General features: G+C 70.4%; 13 protein-coding genes. 2 read left to right on the forward strand and 11 right to left on the reverse strand.

Features of this window, described 5'->3' with window-relative positions; translation table 11 throughout:
* Positions 1–37 precede the first annotated feature (37 nt).
* From phoB to EEY80_RS06325, 9 genes are all read right to left on the reverse strand, one after another.
* Positions 38–727, reverse strand: coding sequence for a phosphate regulon transcriptional regulator PhoB (phoB, locus tag EEY80_RS06285; RefSeq protein ID WP_126975727.1), 690 nt, complete (start codon positions 725–727; stop codon positions 38–40).
* 4 nt (positions 728–731) lie between these two features.
* On the reverse strand, positions 732–1,448 hold the full coding sequence (phoU, locus tag EEY80_RS06290) for a phosphate signaling complex protein PhoU (RefSeq protein WP_126975728.1): 717 nt from the start codon (positions 1,446–1,448) through the stop codon (positions 732–734).
* 15 nt (positions 1,449–1,463) lie between these two features.
* Complete coding sequence (gene pstB / locus EEY80_RS06295) at positions 1,464–2,261, reverse strand: phosphate ABC transporter ATP-binding protein PstB (RefSeq protein ID WP_126975729.1); 798 nt, start codon at positions 2,259–2,261, stop codon at positions 1,464–1,466.
* A 15-nt stretch (positions 2,262–2,276) separates the two neighbouring features.
* Positions 2,277–3,641 (reverse strand): phosphate ABC transporter permease PstA, encoded by a 1,365-nt coding sequence (gene pstA, locus EEY80_RS06300; RefSeq protein WP_126975730.1) that lies wholly within the window; start codon positions 3,639–3,641, stop codon positions 2,277–2,279.
* Positions 3,638–5,098 carry a phosphate ABC transporter permease subunit PstC gene (gene pstC / locus EEY80_RS06305; protein ID WP_126975731.1) on the reverse strand — a complete coding sequence of 487 codons (1,461 nt, stop codon included), beginning with the start codon at positions 5,096–5,098 and terminating at the stop codon, positions 3,638–3,640. Before pstC ends, pstA begins: the two co-directional genes overlap by 4 nt.
* A gap of 81 nt (positions 5,099–5,179) precedes the next feature.
* Positions 5,180–6,220 carry a PstS family phosphate ABC transporter substrate-binding protein gene (locus EEY80_RS06310; protein ID WP_126975732.1) on the reverse strand — a complete coding sequence of 347 codons (1,041 nt, stop codon included), beginning with the start codon at positions 6,218–6,220 and terminating at the stop codon, positions 5,180–5,182.
* Between the two features lie 244 nt (positions 6,221–6,464).
* The gene (locus tag EEY80_RS06315) at positions 6,465–8,429 is read right to left on the reverse strand and encodes a response regulator (protein WP_126975733.1); all 1,965 of its coding nucleotides are present in this window, start codon (positions 8,427–8,429) and stop codon (positions 6,465–6,467) included.
* Positions 8,419–9,291: a CheR family methyltransferase gene (locus EEY80_RS06320; protein ID WP_126975734.1), complete on the reverse strand. Its 873-nt coding sequence runs from the start codon at positions 9,289–9,291 to the stop codon at positions 8,419–8,421. Before EEY80_RS06320 ends, EEY80_RS06315 begins: the two co-directional genes overlap by 11 nt.
* Positions 9,288–12,434 carry a response regulator gene (locus EEY80_RS06325; protein WP_235829730.1) on the reverse strand — a complete coding sequence of 1,049 codons (3,147 nt, stop codon included), beginning with the start codon at positions 12,432–12,434 and terminating at the stop codon, positions 9,288–9,290. The genes EEY80_RS06320 and EEY80_RS06325 overlap by 4 nt, the downstream gene beginning before the upstream one ends.
* Before the next feature lie 561 nt (positions 12,435–12,995).
* Between EEY80_RS06325 and deoC the strand changes: the two genes are divergently transcribed.
* Positions 12,996–13,901, forward strand: coding sequence for a deoxyribose-phosphate aldolase (deoC, locus tag EEY80_RS06330; protein WP_235829735.1), 906 nt, complete (start codon positions 12,996–12,998; stop codon positions 13,899–13,901).
* A gap of 10 nt (positions 13,902–13,911) precedes the next feature.
* Positions 13,912–16,290, forward strand: coding sequence for an aldehyde dehydrogenase family protein (locus EEY80_RS06335; protein WP_126975736.1), 2,379 nt, complete (start codon positions 13,912–13,914; stop codon positions 16,288–16,290).
* 125 nt (positions 16,291–16,415) lie between these two features.
* On the opposite strand, the gene EEY80_RS06340 is transcribed toward EEY80_RS06335, so the two are convergent.
* The gene (locus EEY80_RS06340) at positions 16,416–17,513 is read right to left on the reverse strand and encodes an ABC transporter ATP-binding protein (RefSeq protein ID WP_205749040.1); all 1,098 of its coding nucleotides are present in this window, start codon (positions 17,511–17,513) and stop codon (positions 16,416–16,418) included.
* Between the two features lie 112 nt (positions 17,514–17,625).
* On the reverse strand, positions 17,626–18,198 hold the full coding sequence (locus EEY80_RS06345; RefSeq protein ID WP_126975738.1) for a histidine phosphatase family protein: 573 nt from the start codon (positions 18,196–18,198) through the stop codon (positions 17,626–17,628).
* Between the last annotated feature and the right edge of the window lie 2 nt (positions 18,199–18,200).

The raw sequence follows: 18,200 nt of genomic DNA on the forward strand, positions 1-18,200 counted from the left end.
GGGCGGCCCCGTCAGCCCGACGTGTCAGCCGTCAATGTCAGCCGAGGGCGTAACCCGCGCCGCGCACGGTGCGCACCGGATCCGGCCCGCCATGCTGGCACAGCGCCTTGCGCAGCCGGCCGATATGCACATCCACCGTCCGGGTGTCGACATAGATGTCGCGGCCCCAGACCCGGTCCAGCAACTGTTCGCGGCTCCAGACCCGGCCCGGCTTTTCCATAAAGGTGGCCAGCAGGCGGAACTCCGTCGGACCCAGCTTCAGCAGCTTTTCGCCGCGAAAGACCTTGTGGCTTTCGGCGTCGAGGCGGATGTCCTCGAATTCCAGCGTCTCGCCCACGGTGGCGGGCCGCGTGCGGCGCAGCTGCGTGCGCACCCGGGCCATCAGTTCCACCACCGAATAGGGCTTCACCACATAGTCGTCGGCGCCGGTTTCCAGCCCGCGCACGCGGTCCACCTCTTCCGACCGGGCGGACAGCATGATGATCGGCACGCCCCTTGTGTCGCTGCGGCTTTTCAGCCGGCGGCAGACCTCGATCCCCGACACGCTGGGCAGCATCCAGTCCAGCACGATCAGGTCGGGACGATCCTCGGCGACGAGGAGGAGCGCCTCCTCGCCGTTCTCCGCCTGCGCCACGCGAAAGCCTTCGGCCTCGAGGTTGTAGGCGAGGACTTCCCGCTGGGCGGATTCGTCCTCGACGATCAGGACCGAAGGAATATCGGCGGGCATCGGCTCAGTCCTCGCCGTCGCCCAGATCCGCCGGCATCACGCTTTCGGTCTTCGGGCGCGGCTCGTCGGGCATGTTGCCGGTGACCAGATAGATCACCTGCTCGGCCACGGTCGTCGCGTGGTCGCCCATCCGCTCGATGTTCTTGGCGATGAAGTGCAGATGCATGCAGGGCGTGATGTTGCGCGGGTCTTCCATCATGTAGGTCAGGAATTCCCGGAACAGCGCGTTGTACATCTGGTCCACGTCCTGGTCGCGGGACAGCACGTCCTGCGCCAGTTCGACATCGCGCTTGATATAGGCGTCCAGCGCATCCTTCATCATCCCCTCGACGGTCTTGGCCATGCGCCGCAGCGCCATGCCGGAACCGTTGATCGAGGGCATGTTGGCCAGGACATGGCTGCGCTTGGCCATGTTCTTGCAATAGTCGCCGACGCGTTCGAGGCTGGCCGCGATCTTCATCACGGCAAGCACGGTGCGCAGGTCCGAGGCGGTGGGCTGGCGCAGCGCCAGCAGGCGCGCGGCCTCGGCATTCACCCGCTCTTCCAGCTCGTCCACCACCCGGTCGGTGACGCGCACCTTCTCGGCCAGTTCGGCGTCGCGGGATTCCAGCGCCTGCGCGCTGTCGAGGATCTGGGCCTCGACCACGCCGCCCATCTTCATGATCATGGCCTGCACGGCCTCGAGATCCCGGTCGAAGACCGAGGCGATATGCGGTTCCATCTGCGTCATCCTCTCTTACCCGATCCGGCCGGTGATGTAGCTTTCCGTGCGCGGGTCGCTCGGATTGGTGAAGATCTGGCCGGTCTCGCCGTATTCGACAAGATTGCCAAGGTGGAAGAAGGCGGTCCGCTGGCTGACGCGGGCGGCCTGCTGCATCGAGTGGGTGACGATCACCACCGAGAAGTTCTGCTTCAGCTCGTCGATCAGTTCCTCGACCTGCGCGGTGGCGATCGGGTCCAGCGCCGAGCAGGGCTCGTCCATCAGCAGCACTTCCGGGCTGGTCGCCACGGCGCGGGCGATGCACAGGCGCTGCTGCTGGCCGCCGGACAGGCCGGTGCCCGGCTTGTCGAGGCGATCCTTGACCTCGCCCCACAGCGCGGCACGGCGCAGCGACTTTTCAACCACCTCGTCCAGCTCCGCCTTGCTGCGGGTCAGGCCATGGATCTTCGGCCCGTAGGCCACGTTGTCGTAGATCGACTTGGGGAAGGGGTTCGGCTTCTGGAACACCATCCCGACCTTGGCCCGCAGCTGCACCGGGTCCACGCGCTTGTCGTAGATGTCCTCGCCGTCGAGCAGGATCTGGCCCTCGATCCGGGCGATGTCGATCGTGTCGTTCATCCGGTTGAGGCAGCGCAGGAAGGTCGACTTGCCGCAGCCCGACGGCCCGATGAAGGCCGTCACCGTCTTGTCGAGGATGTCCACGTCCACATCCTTGATGGCGTGAGACGCCCCGTAATAGACCTGCACGTTGCGGGCCTTGATCTTGATGTCAGTGGCGTCCACGTCTCTCTCCACCAGTCGCATGTCGTTCATGGCGCTTGTTCCCCGTTACCAGCGGCGCTCGAAGCGGCGGCGCAGGATGATGGCGACGGCATTCATCAGGATCAGGAACACCAGCAGCACGATGATCGCGCCCGATGCCCGTTCGACGAAGGCCGGATCGCCCCGCTGAGTCCAGTTGTAGACCTGCACCGGCAGGGCCGAGGCAGGGTCGAATATCCCCTCGGGCGGGGCCGAGGGATAGTTCCGCACGAAGGCGACCATGCCGATCAGCAGCAGCGGCGCGGTTTCGCCGAGCGCCTGCGCCAGGCCGATGATGGTGCCGGTCAGGATGCCCGGCATCGCCAGCGGCAGCACATGGTGGAAGACCGACTGCATCTTCGAGGCGCCGACGCCGAGGGCCGCGTCGCGGATGGAGGGCGGCACCGCCTTCAGCGCGGCGCGGGTGGCGATGATGATGGTCGGGATCGTCATCAGCGTCAGCACGAGGCCGCCCACCACCGGCGCCGATTGCGGCAGCCCGGCGAAGTTGATGAAGATGGCCAGGCCGAGGATACCGAAGACGATGGAGGGCACCGCGGCGAGGTTGGCGATGTTCACCTCGATCAGGTCGGTGAAGCGGTTCTTCGGCGCGAATTCCTCGAGGTAGATCGAGGCGGCGACGCCGATCGGCACCGACAGCACCAGCACCACCAGCATCATGTAGAGCGACCCGAGGATCGCCACGCCCAGGCCCGCGGCCTCGGGCCGCTGGTCCGATGCGTCGGGCATGGTCAGGAAGGCCCAGTTGATCCGCTTTTCCAGCACGCCGTTCGCCCGCAGCGCATCGGCCAGCCGCAGCTGTTCGGGCGTCACGTTGCTGTCCAGCTCGGCGCTGGCCATCGTCACGCGGCCCTTGAAGTAGCCGTCGATCCGGCCGTTGGTCAGGACCTCGGATTCGACCGTGGTGCCGACGAGGTCGGGATTGGCCAGCACGCGGTTGCGCAGCTGCGCCGCCGCTTCCTGGCTGATGATGTCGGAGGCGTCGTCCTCGGACAGGCCCTCGATGGCGATGCCTTGTTCGGCCATCAGCGCGATCAGCGCCTGGTCCAGCACCCGGGCATAGCCCAGCGTCGTGACCCGCGACATCTCGGCCGGGTTGCGGTTGCCGGCCTCGTCCAGTTCCTCGGCCGGCAGGTAGACCGGCATGGTGATCATCGTCTGGCGGAAGGCGCTGAGCCCGCCCGACATGATCGAGATCAGCAGCCAGACCAGCGCCACCAGCGCGATGCCGACCGCGATCGCGCCATAGAGGCGGAAGCGGGCCTCGGCGGCGTTGCGGGCGCGGGTGCGCTTGTCGAGCGTCAGCAGGGAGCCGGCGGTGTGGCCGGGGCGCGGCGCCGGAGCCGCGGCAGGGGCGGTCGCGTCGGTCATTCGTACTGCTCCCGGTATTTGCGCACGATGTAGAGCGCGAGGATGTTGAGCGCGAGCGTGACCGTGAACAGCGTCAGGCCCAGCGCAAAGGCCACCAGCGTCTCGGGGCTGGCGAATTCGGTGTCGCCGGTCAGCTGGCTGACGATCTTCACAGTCACCGTGGTCATGGCCTCGAAGGGGTTCAGCGACAGCTTCGCCGCGGCCCCCGCCCCCAGCACCACGATCATCGTCTCGCCGATGGCGCGGCTGGCGGCCAGCAGGATGGCGCCGACGACGCCCGGCAGGGCGGCGGGCAGCACCACCTGGCGGATGGTCTCGGACCGGGTGGCGCCCAGGCCGAGCGAGCCGTCACGCAGCGATTGCGGCACCGCGTTGATGATGTCGTCCGACAGCGAGGACACGAAGGGGATGATCATGATCCCCATGACGATGCCCGCGGTCATCACCGAGGACGAGGAGTTGCCGATGCCGAGGGGCTGGGCGAAGTAGTCGCGCAGCAGCGGGCCCACGGTGATCAGCGCGAAGAGGCCGTAGACGATGGTCGGGATGCCGGCCAGAACCTCGATCAGCGGCTTGGCGAAGGCGCGCACCCGCTTGGTCGCGTATTCCGACAGGTAGATCGCCGCCAGCAGCCCGATCGGCACCGCCACCAGCAGCGCGACGATAGAGATGTAGAAGGTGCCCCAGACCAGCGGCAGGATGCCCAGGTCCGACCCGCCGCCGAAGCGCGGGCTCCAGACCGTGCCGAAGAAGAACTCGGTGGCCGGATACATCTGGAAGAAGTGGATGGTCTCGAAGACCAGCGAGCCGATGATGCCGAAGGTCGTCAGCACCGCGACCAGCGAGCAGAGGATCAGCAGCGCCTTGACGAAATGTTCGACGACATTGCGGGCGCGGAACTCGCGTTCGATCCGGCGCAGCGCGAAGGCAAAGCCCGCGCCGGCGACGGCGATGGCCACGATGCTCATCCCGATCCGGCCGACGGAGTTCATGCTGCGATAGGCCTTGGCGGCCTCGAAGACGCTGGGGCGGATGCTGGAGCCGAGCGCGACGCCCACGTTGCCCATCCGGCCGCGCACGTCGGACAGGTCGGCGCGCATCGTGCGCACCGCATCCTCGTCCAGCTGGCCGCTGTCCACGAGCAGGTCGAGCCCGTCGGCCACGCGGCGGACGTCGCTCATCACCAGCCCGCGCGAGCTGCCATCGGGAATGTCGTTGTCGGTGATCAGCGCGGAGGCACGGCCATCCACGATGATCGGCTGCGCCAGCAGCCACACCATGATCAGCAGCAGCGCCGGCACGGCGCTGAACAGGAAGACGGACATCCCGGCATAGCCGGGGCGCGAATGCAGCACCCGCGTGTCACCACCCGAGGCGGACACGGCGCGGCGCCGTCCGATGACATAGCCGGCTGCCGCGATGGCGAGCACGACGAGAAGGAGAAGGCTGAGGCTCATGGGGGGTTCCTGAGGCGAACGATGTCTGGCGCCGGAGGGGAACCGGGCGGCGCCTGCGCGCCGCCCGGTCGATGGCTCAGATCAGTTCAGCGGACCCATCGGGGTGCCGTTGGCGACCATTTCCTGGGTCGCGGCCAGTTCCGGATCGGGAACCAGGCCATAGGCGGCCAGCGGGCCTTCCGGGCCGGCCATGTCGTCCGACACGAAGAAGTCGATGTATTCCTGCAGGCCGGGGATCACGCCGATATGGGCCTTCTTGACGTAGAAGTACAGCGGGCGCGACACCGGGTATTCGCCCGAGGCAACGCTTTCGACCGACGGCTCGACGCCGTTCATGGTCGCGACTTTCAGCTTGTCGGTGTTGTTCTGGTAGAACGACAGGCCGAACACGCCGATGGCGTTCGGGTTCGCGTCGATGCGGGCCAGCGTTTCGGTGTAGTCGCCGTCGATGTCGACCGACACGCCGTCGGTGCGGACGGTCATGCAGGCCTCTTCCGCCGCATCCTCGTCGCCGTTGTTGGCGGCCACGAAGGCTTCGTAGGCGCCCGACTCTTCGCAGCCGGCGACCAGAACCTTGGTGTCGAACACTTCACGGGTGCCGTGCTTGGTGCCCGGGATGAAGGCCAGGATTTCCTGGTCCGGCAGTTCCGCGTTCACGTCCGACCAGTTGCTGTTCGGGTTGGCCACGACCTGACCGTCGACGACGACCTGGGCGGCCAGCGCCTGGAACCAGTCGGCGGGGGTGAAGGCGAAGGACGGGCCGTCGATGTCCGAGGCGAAGACGATGCCGTCATAGCCGAAGCGGACTTCCATGATCTCGGTCACGCCGTTCTGGGCGCAGAGATCGATGTCCGACTGCGAAATGCGCGAGGAGGAGTTGGCGATGTCGATGGTGTTCTCGCCCACGCCTTCGCACAGCTTCTTGCGGCCAGCGCCCGAACCGCCCGATTCGACGACCGGGGTCGGGAAGTCGAAGTTTTCGCCGAAGGCTTCGGCGACGATGGTGGCGTAGGGCAGCACGGTCGAGGAGCCGGCCGACTGGACCTGGTCGCGAGCCGAGGCGGCGGTCGCGGCGACGGCAGCGATCGCCAGCGCCGAAGCGGTGAGTTTCACGGATTTCATTGCAATCTCCTGCATGATCTGCATGGGCAAACCGGGACGGCCCCCGGGCGCCTCGACGCCCGGTCTAGGGATACGAGGCCACGCTTTTGCGACAGAAGAGTAACAGGTTTATGACATACGCCCGGCCGTGCCGGACCCGCGGCGTCAGGGTCCGGCACGGCCCCGGAACGCCCGCAGGCCCACCGGCCGGGGGCCGCGCCGGAAAATGCCGCGCGGACGGGACTTGCGCCGCGATGCTGCGGTGTCAGGCGCTGGCGACGCGTCCGGGCAGGGGCGTTGACTCGGGCTCCGGCGCGGGTTCGGGCCGGGCGGCGGGCGGCAGGGCCGACGACAGCGTCTCGACCGTGCGCAGCAGCGCATCGACGCGGAAGGGCTTTTCCACCACCGGCACACCGGCGAATCCCTGCGGAAGATGTTCGCGGCCATAACCGCTGACGAAGCAGAACGGGATGCCGCGCCGGGCCAGTTCGGCGGCCACGTCATCCACCGTCTGCCCGCCGAGATTGCCGTCCAGCAGCGCCGCATCCGCCGCGATCTCGCGCAGCAGTTCCAGCGCCTCGGGGACGCTGGCCGCCTGCCCCACCACCTCGGCCCCCGCCTCCTCGAGTTCCGCGACCAGATCGAGCGCCACCAGCGCCTCGTCCTCGATCACCAGCAGGCGGCGGCCGTTCAGCGCGCCGTCCGGCGGCGGCAGCGGGATCGGTGTCAGCGTCGTCTCGGCCGCCCGCCGGAGCGGGGCGGGACGGGCCGGTGCCTGCGCGCGCGGCGGGTCGAGCAGCGCATCCGCCGCCACCGGCAGCCGGATCGTCCATATCACGCCGCCCGGCTGCCAGTCGGCCTCGGCCGCGGCGCCGTCGCCCATCGCCCCCGCCCCGATCAGGGTCGAGCCGAAGCCCGTCTGCGCCGGCGGCACCACGGCGGGGCCGCCGCGTTCCTGCCAGCGCACGACCAGATCCAGCGCCTCGACCTCTCCGGTGGAAGGTTCCACCGTCCAGTCCAGCGCGATCCGGCCCGAGGGCACCGACAGCGCCCCATACTTCGCCGCATTGGTCGCCAGTTCGTGCAGCGTCAGCGCCATGCGCAGCGCATGTTCCGGCGACAGCCGCACCCGGGGGCCGCACAGGTCCAGCCGGTCCGCGTCGAGCGTGCCCACCCGCACCTGATCGGCCACCAACTGCGCCAGTTCCGCCCCGTGCCAGGTCGCGTCGCTGAGGATCGAATGCGCGCCCGCCAGCGCCTGCAGCCGCCCCGCAAAGGTGGGGACGAACCGTTCCGGCGCATTGGTGCGGCGCAGCGTCTGCCGGGCGATGGCCTGCACATTGGCCAGCGTGTTCTTCACCCGGTGGTTCAGCTCGCCGATCAGCAGGTTGCGCACCTCTTCGGCGCGGCGCCGTTCGGTCACGTCCAGCATCTGCAGGCTCAGCGACAGGTCGCCCCCCGGCCCGGACAGGCCCTGCCCCGACAGGAACGAGCCGTAGCATTCGCAATCGACCGGCCGCCCCTCGCCGGTCAGCGCGGTCAGCGACAGCGCCTCGCGCAGCGGCTGCGTCCCCGCGGCGGGGGCCACCAGCGCCCGGATGCGGTCCGCCGCCTCGGCGGCGATCCAGCCCGTGGCCTCGGCGCTTTGCCCCAGCATGTCGGCGGCGGCGCGGCCGAACATCCGTTCCGCCCCCTTCGACCAGTCGCGGATCACCAGATCCGCGTTCAGCTCGACGATGGCCAGCGGCGAGTTGTCCTGATGCGCCCGCAGCCGCGACAGCGCGGCGGCGAGGTTCTGCGACACGGCCCGCGTCTCGTCCCGCTGGCGCTGCAACTCCTGCGCCTGCCGGCCGAGCTCGAAGAAGACCTTGGCCTTCGACCGCAGCATGATCGGGTCGATCGGCTTGAAGATGTAGTCCACCGCCCCGGCCTCATAGCCGCGGAACAGCCTGCGGTCGTCATGCGCCGCGGCAGTCACGAAGATGATCGGGATCTTCCGCGTCCGTTCCGTGCCGCGCATCAGCTCGGCCAGCTCATAGCCGTCCATGCCCGGCATCTGCACGTCGAGCAGCGCCAGCGCATAGTCGTTGGCCAGCATCAGTTCCAGCGCCTCGGCCCCCGACCGCGCGCGATGCATCTCCAGCCCGTCGCGCCGCAGCAGCGCCTCCAGCGCCACCAGATTGTCCTCGAGGTCGTCGACCAGCAGGAAACGGATCGGCTCAGGCGACATGGCTGTCGGTCTCCTTTCTCTGACCCAGGGCGTTGCGGCGCCAGATGCGCTGATCCTCGGCGAAGCTGCCGAAGGCCTCGGCATGGGCCGAGAAGCGCAGCGTCTCATGCGCGCCGAGCCCGAGGAAGCCCCCGCGCACCAGCGCGTCGCGGAACAGGCCGAAGGCCCGGTCCTGCAGCATCGGGTCGAAATAGATCAGCACGTTGCGGCACGAGATCAGGTGCATCTCGGAAAACACCTGATCGGTGGCGAGGCTGTGTTCGGCAAAGACCGTGCGCGCCCGCAGCTGCCGGTCGAACACCGCCGCGCCATAGCCCGAGGTGTAGTGATCGGCCAGCGACCCGCGCGCGCCAGCCTTCTGGTGGTTGGCGGTGAACAGCGGCAGCCGGTCGATGTCATAGACCCCGGCCTCGGCCCGGGCCAGCGCGCGGCGGTTGATCTCCGTCGCGTAGAACATCGTGCGGTCCAGCAGCCCTTCCTCCCGGAACAGGATCGCCAGCGAATACAGCTCCTCGCCCTCGCTGCAGCCCGCCACCCAGACCTTCAGCGAGGGGAAGGTGCGCAGATGCGGGATCACCTGCTGGCGCAGGGCGAGGAAATAGGCCGGGTCTCGGAACATCTCGCTGACCTGTACCGTCAGGCAGTCGATCACCGCCGGGATCAGCTCCGGCTCGCGCAGCACCCGCGCCTGCAGCGCCGACAGCGTCTCGCAGCCCAGCCGCTCGCAGGCCAGATGCGCCCGGCGCAGCAGCGACCCGCGCGAATAGGCGCGGAAATCGTAGTGATAGCGGCGGTGCAACGCCTCGACGAACAGGTCGAGTTCGATGGCCTCGGGGCTGCTGGCGGGCAGGCTGTCCTTCATCGCGGCATCCACACCCGCGCCAGCGACAGCAGCTTGTCGACGTCGAGCGGCTTCGCCAGGTAATCGTTCGCCCCGGCGGCAAGACAGGTGGCCTGGTCGTCGGCCATCGCCTTGGCGGTCAGCATGATGATGGGCAGGTTCTTCCACCGCTCCTGCCTGCGGATCTCGCGGGTTGCGGTCAGCCCGTCCATTTCCGGCATCATCACGTCCATCAGCACCAGGTCGATCCCTGGCGAGGCCCCGTCCGCCACGCGGCCCAGCACCTCCAGCGCCTCGCGCCCGTTGCGGGCGATCTGGACGGTGGCGCCATGCGGCTCGAACACCCCGGTCAGGGCATAGATGTTGCGGATGTCGTCCTCGACCGCAAGGATGCGCCGCCCCTCCAGCATCGCGTCGCGGTTCAGCGAGGCGGCCAGCAGCCGCTGCTGCTGTTCCGGCAGGTCGCTGACCATCTGGTGCAGGAACAGCGTCACCTCGTCGATCAGCCGTTCGGGGGATTTCGCGCCCTTGATGATGATCGACTTGGAATAGCGGCGCAGGCGCAGCTCCTCGGCCTCGTCCAGCGCCCGGGCGGTATAGACGATCACCGGCGGGAACGAGATGGTCTCGTCCTCGTCCAGCGCCGACAGCAGGTCGAAGCCCGAGGCGTCGGGCAGCGTCATGTCCAGCACGAGGCAGTCCACCCCGCCCCGGCGCAGCACCGCCAGCCCCTCGCCAGCGGTGGCGGCGCCCACCGTTTCCACGACCTTGCTGCCGAGCAGCGCCTTCAGCCCGTCCAGCTGCGCCGGATCGTCCTCGACGATCAGCACCCGGCGCATCCGCTGGGCCAGCCGGTCCTCCAGCCGTTCCAGCGCCTGCATCAGTTCCTCGCGCTTCACCGGCTTCAGCAGATAGCTGAGCGCGCCCTGTTCCAGCGCCTGCTTGGTGTAATCCTCGGCCGAGACCATGTGCACCGGGATGTGGCGGGTGGACACGTCGCGCTTCAGCCGGTCGAGCACGGTCAGCCCCGAATGGTCGGGCAGGCCCACGTCCAGCACGATCGCATGCGGCAGATGCTGGCGGGCGGCGGCGATGCCACCCTCCGCCGTGCCGCAGACGATGCACTGGAAGCCGAGGTCATGGGTCAGGTCCACCAGCACCCGCGCGAAGGCGGGATCGTCCTCGACCACCAGGATCAGCCGCGCGTCCGGGTTCAGCCTGCCGCGGTCGTCCTCCACGCCCGCCAGACCCGACAGCGCCGCGGGATCGTCCGCGCCCGCCGGCACCGGCGGCAGGGTCCGCTCCTTCGCCTCGGCCGGGATGCGGCGCAGCGGCTGCGGCGGCAGGGTGCGCTGCGGGGCCGGGCGCGACGCGGCCTGCTGCGGCATCTCCATCGGCAGATGCAGCGCTAAGGTGCTGCCCACGCCCTCGGCGCTTTGCAGCGTGATCCGCCCGCCCAGCAGACCCGCCAGCTCGCGCGAGATCGACAGCCCCAGCCCGGTGCCGCCATAGCGGCGGCTGATGGTGCCGTCGGCCTGCCGGAAGGCCTCGAACACCGCGTCCTGTTCCGATTGCGCGATGCCGATGCCGGTGTCGCGGACCGAAAAGACCAGCCCGCCATCGCCGCGCTTCACGCCCAGCACGACCTCGCCGCGTTCGGTGAATTTCAGCGCGTTCGACAGGAAGTTGCGCAGCACCTGTTCCAGCCGCGCCGGATCGGTGACGAAGGGCGGCAGGCCCTCTTCCGCCTCGACCCGCAGCACCAGCCGCTTGGCCTGGGCCTGCGGGGTGAAGGCGCGGACCAGCTTGTCGGCCACCGTTCCCGGCAGCACCCGTTCCGGGCTCATGTCCAGCTTGCCGGCCTCGACCTTGGCCAGATCGAGGATGTCGTTGATCAGCACCAGCAGGTCCTGCCCCGAGCTTTCGATCGTGGCGGTCCATTTCAGCTGTTCCTCGGTCAGGTTGCCGGCGCGGTTGTCGGACAGGAGCCGCGCCATGATCAGCAGCGCGTTCAGGGGCGTGCGCAGCTCGTGGGACATGTTCGCCACGAATTCCGACTTGTAGCGGCTTTCCCGGGCCAGCGCGGCGGCCTGGTCTTCCAGCAGTTTCTGCGACCGGGCCAGTTCGTCGCGCTGGCTTTCCATCTCCTGCGCCTGCGATTCCAGCTGGGCGTTCTGCTCTTCCAGTTCCGCCTGCTGCTGTTCCAGCCGGGCCTGGCTGTCCTGCAGCGCGCGGGTCTGTTCCTCCAGCTCTTCGTTCGAGGCGGCGAGTTCCTCGGTATGGCTGCGCAGTTCCTCGGCCTGGCGGCGGGTTTCCTCCAGCAGTTCGCGCACCCGCGCCCGGTAGACGGCCGAGCGGATCGCCACCCCCGCCGGGTCCGCGATCCGGTCGAGAAGCGGCAGGTGCAGGTCCGGGTCCGGCGCGCCGTCCAGCCCGAATTCCAGCACGCCGTTCACCCGCCCGTCCTCGCGCAGCGGCACAATCACCGTCTGCGCCGCCGCTCCGCGCACCAGCGCCGACCCGTAGGGCAGCGCGGTGTCGGGCAGGCTGTCCATCGCGATCACGCGGTTCTCGGCCACGGCGCGCCACAGATGGCTGCCGCCCGCGGCAAAGCGGTCCGGCACCTGCGCGCCCTCGGCCAGCCCGTAGGTCGCGATCCGGCGATAGCTGTCGCGGTCGCGCGCATAGGCGACGGCGGCCCGCGCCCCCAGCCGGGGCGCCAGCATGGCCAGCATGCGGTCGCCCAGTTCCGGCAGGTCGATCTCGCCCTCGACCGCGCGCGACAGCGCCACCTGCGACTGCTGCAGCCAGTCCGACCGGTCCAGCCGCACCCGGTTCTGCACGAAGAAATAGCCGGCAGTGCCGAGGATGCCGATGATCAGCCCGCCCATGATCCGGTTGCTGAGCGCAACGCGCGGCCCGATCACCGCGACCTCGTCCAGGAAGAAGCCCACGCCGATGCCGAGGATCGCCACCGCCGCCGCCAGGACCGGGACCGAGGGGCGCGGCGACAGATAGGCCGCGACCACCGGCAGCAGGTAGATGATCCACACCGCCGAGCCGAGCGGCATCATCAGGTCGACCGCGAAGACCGCCACCGTCAGGACGGCGATCAGCACATGCAGCAGGAGGGCGCGGGAATCGGCGGCGCGGGACTCGGTCACTTGGGGCTTTCCGCTTTCTGGGTCTTCGGGGGGAACGGGGGACGGGCACCGGATGTTCTGCGCGCAAGGGCGGGCAGCGCGATCCCTGTCCTGCCGCAGGCGGCGGTCCGGCGCAAGCCCGCGCGGCCCGTCCGGCGCGCGGCCCCCCACCCCTGCCATGCCGCCACGGTCGCCGCCCCCGGCAGGGCGGATCGGAGGGTGGCTTGCCCTGTCAGGCCGGCAAAGGGTGACGACAACATCTTGTCCCTGATCGCACCAGGCCCCCAAGGGAAGACATCCGAATGGACAGCCAGTTGGCGCCGAACGCGCGGAAGGGGTTCCGGTTCCCGGGCCACCGGGGATTTTTTGCGCATCACCGTCCGCCCCCTCGCGCGCAGCGTCAGCCGCATCCGGCTGTGGACCTTCGCCCGCCGATCCGTCACCACTGGTACAACCGATCCGGCCGCTCTGGAGCCTGCCATGACCACCGCACCGTCCGATCCGAACGCGCCCGGTTCCGCGACCGCGACGGGCCACGGCACGAACGACCCGCGCAATCCCGGCACCGGCCTGCGCGTCGAGATGTTCGAGGGCCACCGCGTCAACCGGCCCGCCGCCGAACGCCGCGCCGCCAGCCTGACCGCACGGCGCAGCCTGAAGAAGGACCATCAGGCGGCCTGGCTCGTCAACGCGATCCGCTGCATCGACCTGACCACGCTGGCGGGCGACGACACCGCCCAGCGGGTGCGCCGGCTCTGCGCCAAGGCACGCCGCCCCCTCGCGCCGCACCTGTTGCAGGCGCTGGACCTGGCAGAGCTGACCACCGGCGCGGTCTGCGTCTACCCGACGATGGTGCCCCATGCGGTGGCCGCGCTCGAGGGCAGCGGCATCCCCGTCGCCTCGGTCGCCACCGGCTTCCCGGCCGGGCTGATGCCCCTGCCCCTGCGGCTGCAGGAAATCCGCTGGGCCGTGGCCGAGGGTGCGGCGGAAATCGACATCGTCATCACCCGCGAACATGTGCTGACCGCGAACTGGCAGGCCCTGCATGACGAGGTGGCGGCAATGCGCGAGGCCTGCGGACCCGCGCATATGAAGGCGATCCTCGCCACCGGCGAGTTGCAGACGCTCGACAACGTCTATGCGGCCTCGATGGTGGCGATGCAGGCCGGGTCGGATTTCATCAAGACCTCGACCGGCAAGGAGGGGGTAAACGCGACCCTGCCCGTCAGCCTGACCATGCTGCGGGCGCTGCGCGACTATGGCGCGGCCACCGGCCACCGGGTGGGGTTCAAGCCGGCGGGCGGGCTGCGCACGGCAAAGGACGCGCTGAACTGGCAGGTGCTGATGATGGAGGAACTGGGCCGCGACTGGTTGCGCCCCGACCTTTTCCGCATCGGGGCCTCGTCCCTGCTGTCCGACATCGAACGGCAGCTCGACCACCATGTCACCGGACGCTATGCCGCCGCCTCGCGGCAGGCCCTGGCCTGAGGAGGATGCGATGACCCGGATCGCCGAGATTCTGACGACCTTCGACTATGGCCCCTCGCCCGAGGATGCCTCGGTGGCGCGGGGATGGCTCGCCCGCCATGCGCGGGGCTTCGGGCATTTCATCGACGGCGCCTTCCTGCCGCCGGGCGAGACCTTGCCCGTCACCGATCCCGCCACAGGCGCGGAACTGGCGCGGGTCAGCCAGGGGACCGAGGCGGATGTGGAGCGCGCGGTGAAGGCCGCGCGAACGGCGCAGCCGAAATGGGCGGCGCTGGACGGGCATGACCGCGCGCGCCATCTCTATGCGCTGGCCCGGCATCTGCAGCAGCATGCCCGGCTGCTGGCGGTGCTGGAGGTGCTCGACAGCGGGAAGCCGATCCGCGAGGCGCGCGACATCGACCTGCCGCTGGCGATCCGGCATTTCTACCACCATGCCGGCTGGGCCGCGACGCTGGCCGACGATTTCCCCGGCCAGGCGCCGCACGGGGTCTGCGGTCAGGTGATCCCGTGGAACTTCCCGCTGCTGATGCTGGCCTGGAAGGTCGCGCCCGCGTTGGCGGCGGGCAATACCGTGGTGCTGAAACCCGCCGAATGGACGCCGCTTTCCGCCCTCGCCTTCGCCGAGATCGCGCGCGAGGCGGGGCTGCCGAAGGGGGTGCTGAACATCGTCACCGGCGACGGGACGACGGGCGCCGCGCTGACCGGCCATCCCGGCATCGACAAGGTGGCCTTCACCGGCTCGACCGAGGTCGGCCGGCTGATCCGCCGCCAGACCGCCGGCACCGGCAAGGCGCTGACGCTGGAACTGGGCGGCAAGTCGCCCTTCGTGGTGATGGCGGATGCCGATCTCGACGCCGCGGTCGAGGGCGTGGTCGAGTCCATCTGGTTCAACCAGGGCGAGGTCTGCTGCGCCGGATCGCGCATCCTCGTGGCCGAGGCGGTGGCGCCGCGGTTCGAGGCGCTGCTGCGCGCGCGGATGGGCAAGCTGCGCACCGGCGACCCGCTGGACAAGTCCACCGATATCGGCGCCATCGTCCATCCGGTGCAGCTGGACCGGATCCGCGCGCTGGTGGACCGGGGCGAGGCCGAGGGCGCGGTGCTGCACCGGGGCAGCGCGCCGGCCGAGGGCTGCTTCTACCCGCCGACGCTGGCCACGGGGGTGGAGCCGGCCTCGGTGCTGGCGACCGAGGAAATCTTCGGCCCCGTCGTCACGCTGACGCCCTTCCGCACCCCCGAGGATGCGGTGGCGCTGGCCAATGCCACCCGCTACGGGCTCGCCGCCTCGATCTGGTCGGAAAGCCTGACGGTGGCGCTCGACCTTGCGGCGCGGATCCGGGCGGGGGTGGTCTGGGTGAACTGCGCCAATCTCTTCGATGCCGCCGCCCCCTTCGGCGGCATGCGCGACAGCGGCTTCGGCCGCGAGGGCGGGCGCGAGGGGATGGCGGCCTATCTGGCGCCCCCGGCCGCCAGGGCGCGGAAGGGCGAAGCCCTGCCCCCCGCCCCGCAGGCCCTGCCCGCCGCCGAGATAGTGCCCGGCACGCTGGACCGCACCGCCAAGCTCTATATCAGCGGCAAGCAGGCGCGGCCCGATGGCGGGCACAGCTATCCGGTCGCCGCCGAGCAGGGGTCGGGCGGCAAGGGCGCGGCGGGCCTCGCCCCCCTGGGCGGCCGCAAGGACATCCGCAACGCCGTCGAGGCCGCGCGCAAGGCCGAAGGCTGGTCGAACAGCAGCGGCCATGCGCGGGCGCAGGTGCTCTATTACCTCGCCGAAAACCTCTCGGCCCGGGCCGCGGAATTCGCCGACCGCCTGCGCGCCATGGGCGCGAACGCCGGCGCCGCGCGGGCCGAGGTCGACTGCGCGCTGCGCCGCATCGTCTGGTATGCGGCGCAGGCCGACCGGATCGACGGCGCGGCGCGGCAGATCGGGCCGGGCCTGACCGCGATCACCCGGGCCGAGCCGGTGGGCGTCATCGGCATCGCCTGCCCGCTGGCGGCGCCGCTCGCGGGCTTCGTCTCGCTGGTGCTGCCCGCCATCGCCGCCGGCAACCGGGTGGTGGCGATCCCCTCGCAGACGCAGCCCCTGGCCGCGACCGACCTCTATCAGGTGTTCGACACCTCGGACCTGCCGGGCGGCGTCGTCAACATCGTCACCGGCGAGCGCGACGCGTTGGCCCGCGTCTTGGCCGACCATGACGACGTGGACGCGGTCTGGTACGCGGGCACCGCCCAGGGTGCCGCGATGGTCGAGGCGGCGAGCGCCGGCAACCTGAAGCGGACCTGGGTCGAGGACGGGGCGGCGCGCGACTGGACCGGCCCGGCGGGACAGGGCCGCGATTTCCTGACCCGCGCGACCGAGGTCAAGACGGTGTGGCTGCCCTACGGCGCCTGACCCGGGCCTGACCCGAGCCTGACCCGCGCCCGAGCCGGGGCCTGCCCCTGCAGCTGACCCAGATATCCCGGGGGTGAACTGGCCGGCACGGCCAGGAGGGGGCAGCGCCCCCTCCCTTTCCGCCCTCAGCCCTGCGCCGGGAAGACGAGGCAGCGGTCGCGCCGCAGCATCAGCCACATCGGCGTGCCCGGGCGCGGCAGGAACACGTTGGGCACGCTGGCTGTCAGCCGCAGCCCGCCCTGTTCCAGCCGGAACTCCACAAGGCTTTCGCGGCCGAGGAAGCGGGCGCGTTCCACCACGCCGCGCGCGGCGGTGCCGTCCTGCGCCGTGGGGCTGGGACCGTGGCCGTTGCGGTCGAAGTCGATCTTCAGGTGCTGCGGCCGGATAACGATGTCGACATGGGTACCGTCGGGCAGGCCCGGCGTCAGGAACTGGCCGAAGGGCGTGTCGGTCAGCGCGCCCCGCACCCGCCCGCCGATGACGTTGATGTCGGAAAAGAACCCCGCCGCCGCCTTGTCCACCGGCGCGTTGTAGATGTTGTAGGGCGCGCCCTGCTGCACGATCCGGCCGCCGCGCATCAGCGCGATCTCGTCGGCCATGCGCATCGCCTCATGCGGTTCATGGGTGACCAGAACCACGGCGGTGCCTTCCTCCTTCAGCAGCGCCAGCGTCTCGTCGCGGATGCCGTCGCGCAGCCGTTCGTCGAGGCCCGAGAACGGCTCGTCCATCAGCATCACCCGCGGCCGCGGCGCCAGCGCCCGGACCAGCGCCACCCGCTGCTGCTCGCCCCCCGACAATTCGTGCGGGAACATGTCGATATGGCGGGTGAGGCCCACGCGCGCCAGCAGTTCCGCCACCCGCGCCCGGATCGCCGCGCGCGGCCCCGTCAGGCCGAAGCCGACATTGCCCGCCACCGACAGATGCGGGAACAGCGCGAAGTCCTGGAACATCAGCCCGATGCCCCGCGCCTCGGGCGGCAGCACGCCGTCCGGGCCGCAGACCGCGCGCCCGTCCACCCGGATCTCGCCCGCATCGGGCGTGTCCACCCCGGCGATCAGCCGCAGCGTGGTGGACTTGCCGCAGCCCGACTGGCCCAGAAGGCAGGTCACCTGCCCCGCCGCCACCGTCAGCGACACATCCTCGACCACCGCGCGGCCGCCGAAGCGGCGGGTCAGGCCGCTGACCTGAAGCCTCGGGGGCGCGGGATCGGGGCTGGGGGGCACGGGCGGGTCTTCGGGCTGCTGCAGGCGGTTGCCGGCGCTTAGCAGCCGGGGCGCGGCCCGACAAGCGGGCGACCGGCCGCAATGGCGGCCCGCCGGGTCGCGCGGGGCCGCGTCACGTCGCCGCCTCCATCGGATGCCAGGGCTGCCGCGGCGCGCCGCCGGGCAGCGCCGCCGTCCAGACCTGCCCGCCGCCCGGCCCCTGATCCTCGGCCCGGGCGATCGGCCGTCCGGCCAGGTGACACCACAGCAGCGTGCCAACCCCGCCATGCCCGACCAGCAGCACATCGCCCTCCGAGGCCAGCAGCGGTGCCGCCGCCGCGACGATCCGCGCCTGCGCGTCGACCGCCCGCTCCCAGCCCGCGGCGCTGGCCTCGGGCGCGGCGAAGCACAGATCGGCCAGTTCCTCGTGCCGGTCATGGGGGACATAGCCGGTGGCGGACCGGTCGATCTCGCCCATTTCGGGGCAGGTCTCGACCGGCAGGCCGAGCGCGGCGGCCAGGATCGCCGCCGTCTCCTGCGCCTTGCGCTCGGCGCTGGCGAGGATGCGGGCGGTGCCAGCGGGCCATCCCCGCGCCGCCGCCGCAGCGACCCGGGCGCGGCCCGTCTCGCTCAGCCCCCAGTCGGGCACCGGCACCGCCGGGTCGATGGCGACCTGCGGATGGCTGAGATAGCGCAGCACCGCCACGG

This window comes from Frigidibacter oleivorans, assembly GCF_003993775.1.
Lineage (GTDB): Bacteria > Pseudomonadota > Alphaproteobacteria > Rhodobacterales > Rhodobacteraceae > Frigidibacter > Frigidibacter oleivorans.

Bases quoted from the DNA above. Each gene is read 5' to 3' on its own strand.
- EEY80_RS06320 (WP_126975734.1), bottom strand. From the start codon at position 9,291: ATGAAGGACAGCCTGCCCGCCAGCAGCCCCGAGGCCATCGAACTCGAC.
- deoC (WP_235829735.1), top strand. From the start codon at position 12,996: ATGTTCGAGGGCCACCGCGTCAACCGGCCCGCCGCCGAACGCCGCGCC.
- EEY80_RS06315 (WP_126975733.1), bottom strand. From the start codon at position 8,429: ATGTCGCCTGAGCCGATCCGTTTCCTGCTGGTCGACGACCTCGAGGAC.
- EEY80_RS06335 (WP_126975736.1), top strand. From the start codon at position 13,912: ATGACCCGGATCGCCGAGATTCTGACGACCTTCGACTATGGCCCCTCG.
- pstC (WP_126975731.1), bottom strand. From the start codon at position 5,098: ATGAGCCTCAGCCTTCTCCTTCTCGTCGTGCTCGCCATCGCGGCAGCC.
- EEY80_RS06310 (WP_126975732.1), bottom strand. From the start codon at position 6,220: ATGAAATCCGTGAAACTCACCGCTTCGGCGCTGGCGATCGCTGCCGTC.
- phoB (WP_126975727.1), bottom strand. From the start codon at position 727: ATGCCCGCCGATATTCCTTCGGTCCTGATCGTCGAGGACGAATCCGCC.
- pstA (WP_126975730.1), bottom strand. From the start codon at position 3,641: ATGACCGACGCGACCGCCCCTGCCGCGGCTCCGGCGCCGCGCCCCGGC.
- pstB (WP_126975729.1), bottom strand. From the start codon at position 2,261: ATGAACGACATGCGACTGGTGGAGAGAGACGTGGACGCCACTGACATC.
- phoU (WP_126975728.1), bottom strand. From the start codon at position 1,448: ATGGAACCGCATATCGCCTCGGTCTTCGACCGGGATCTCGAGGCCGTG.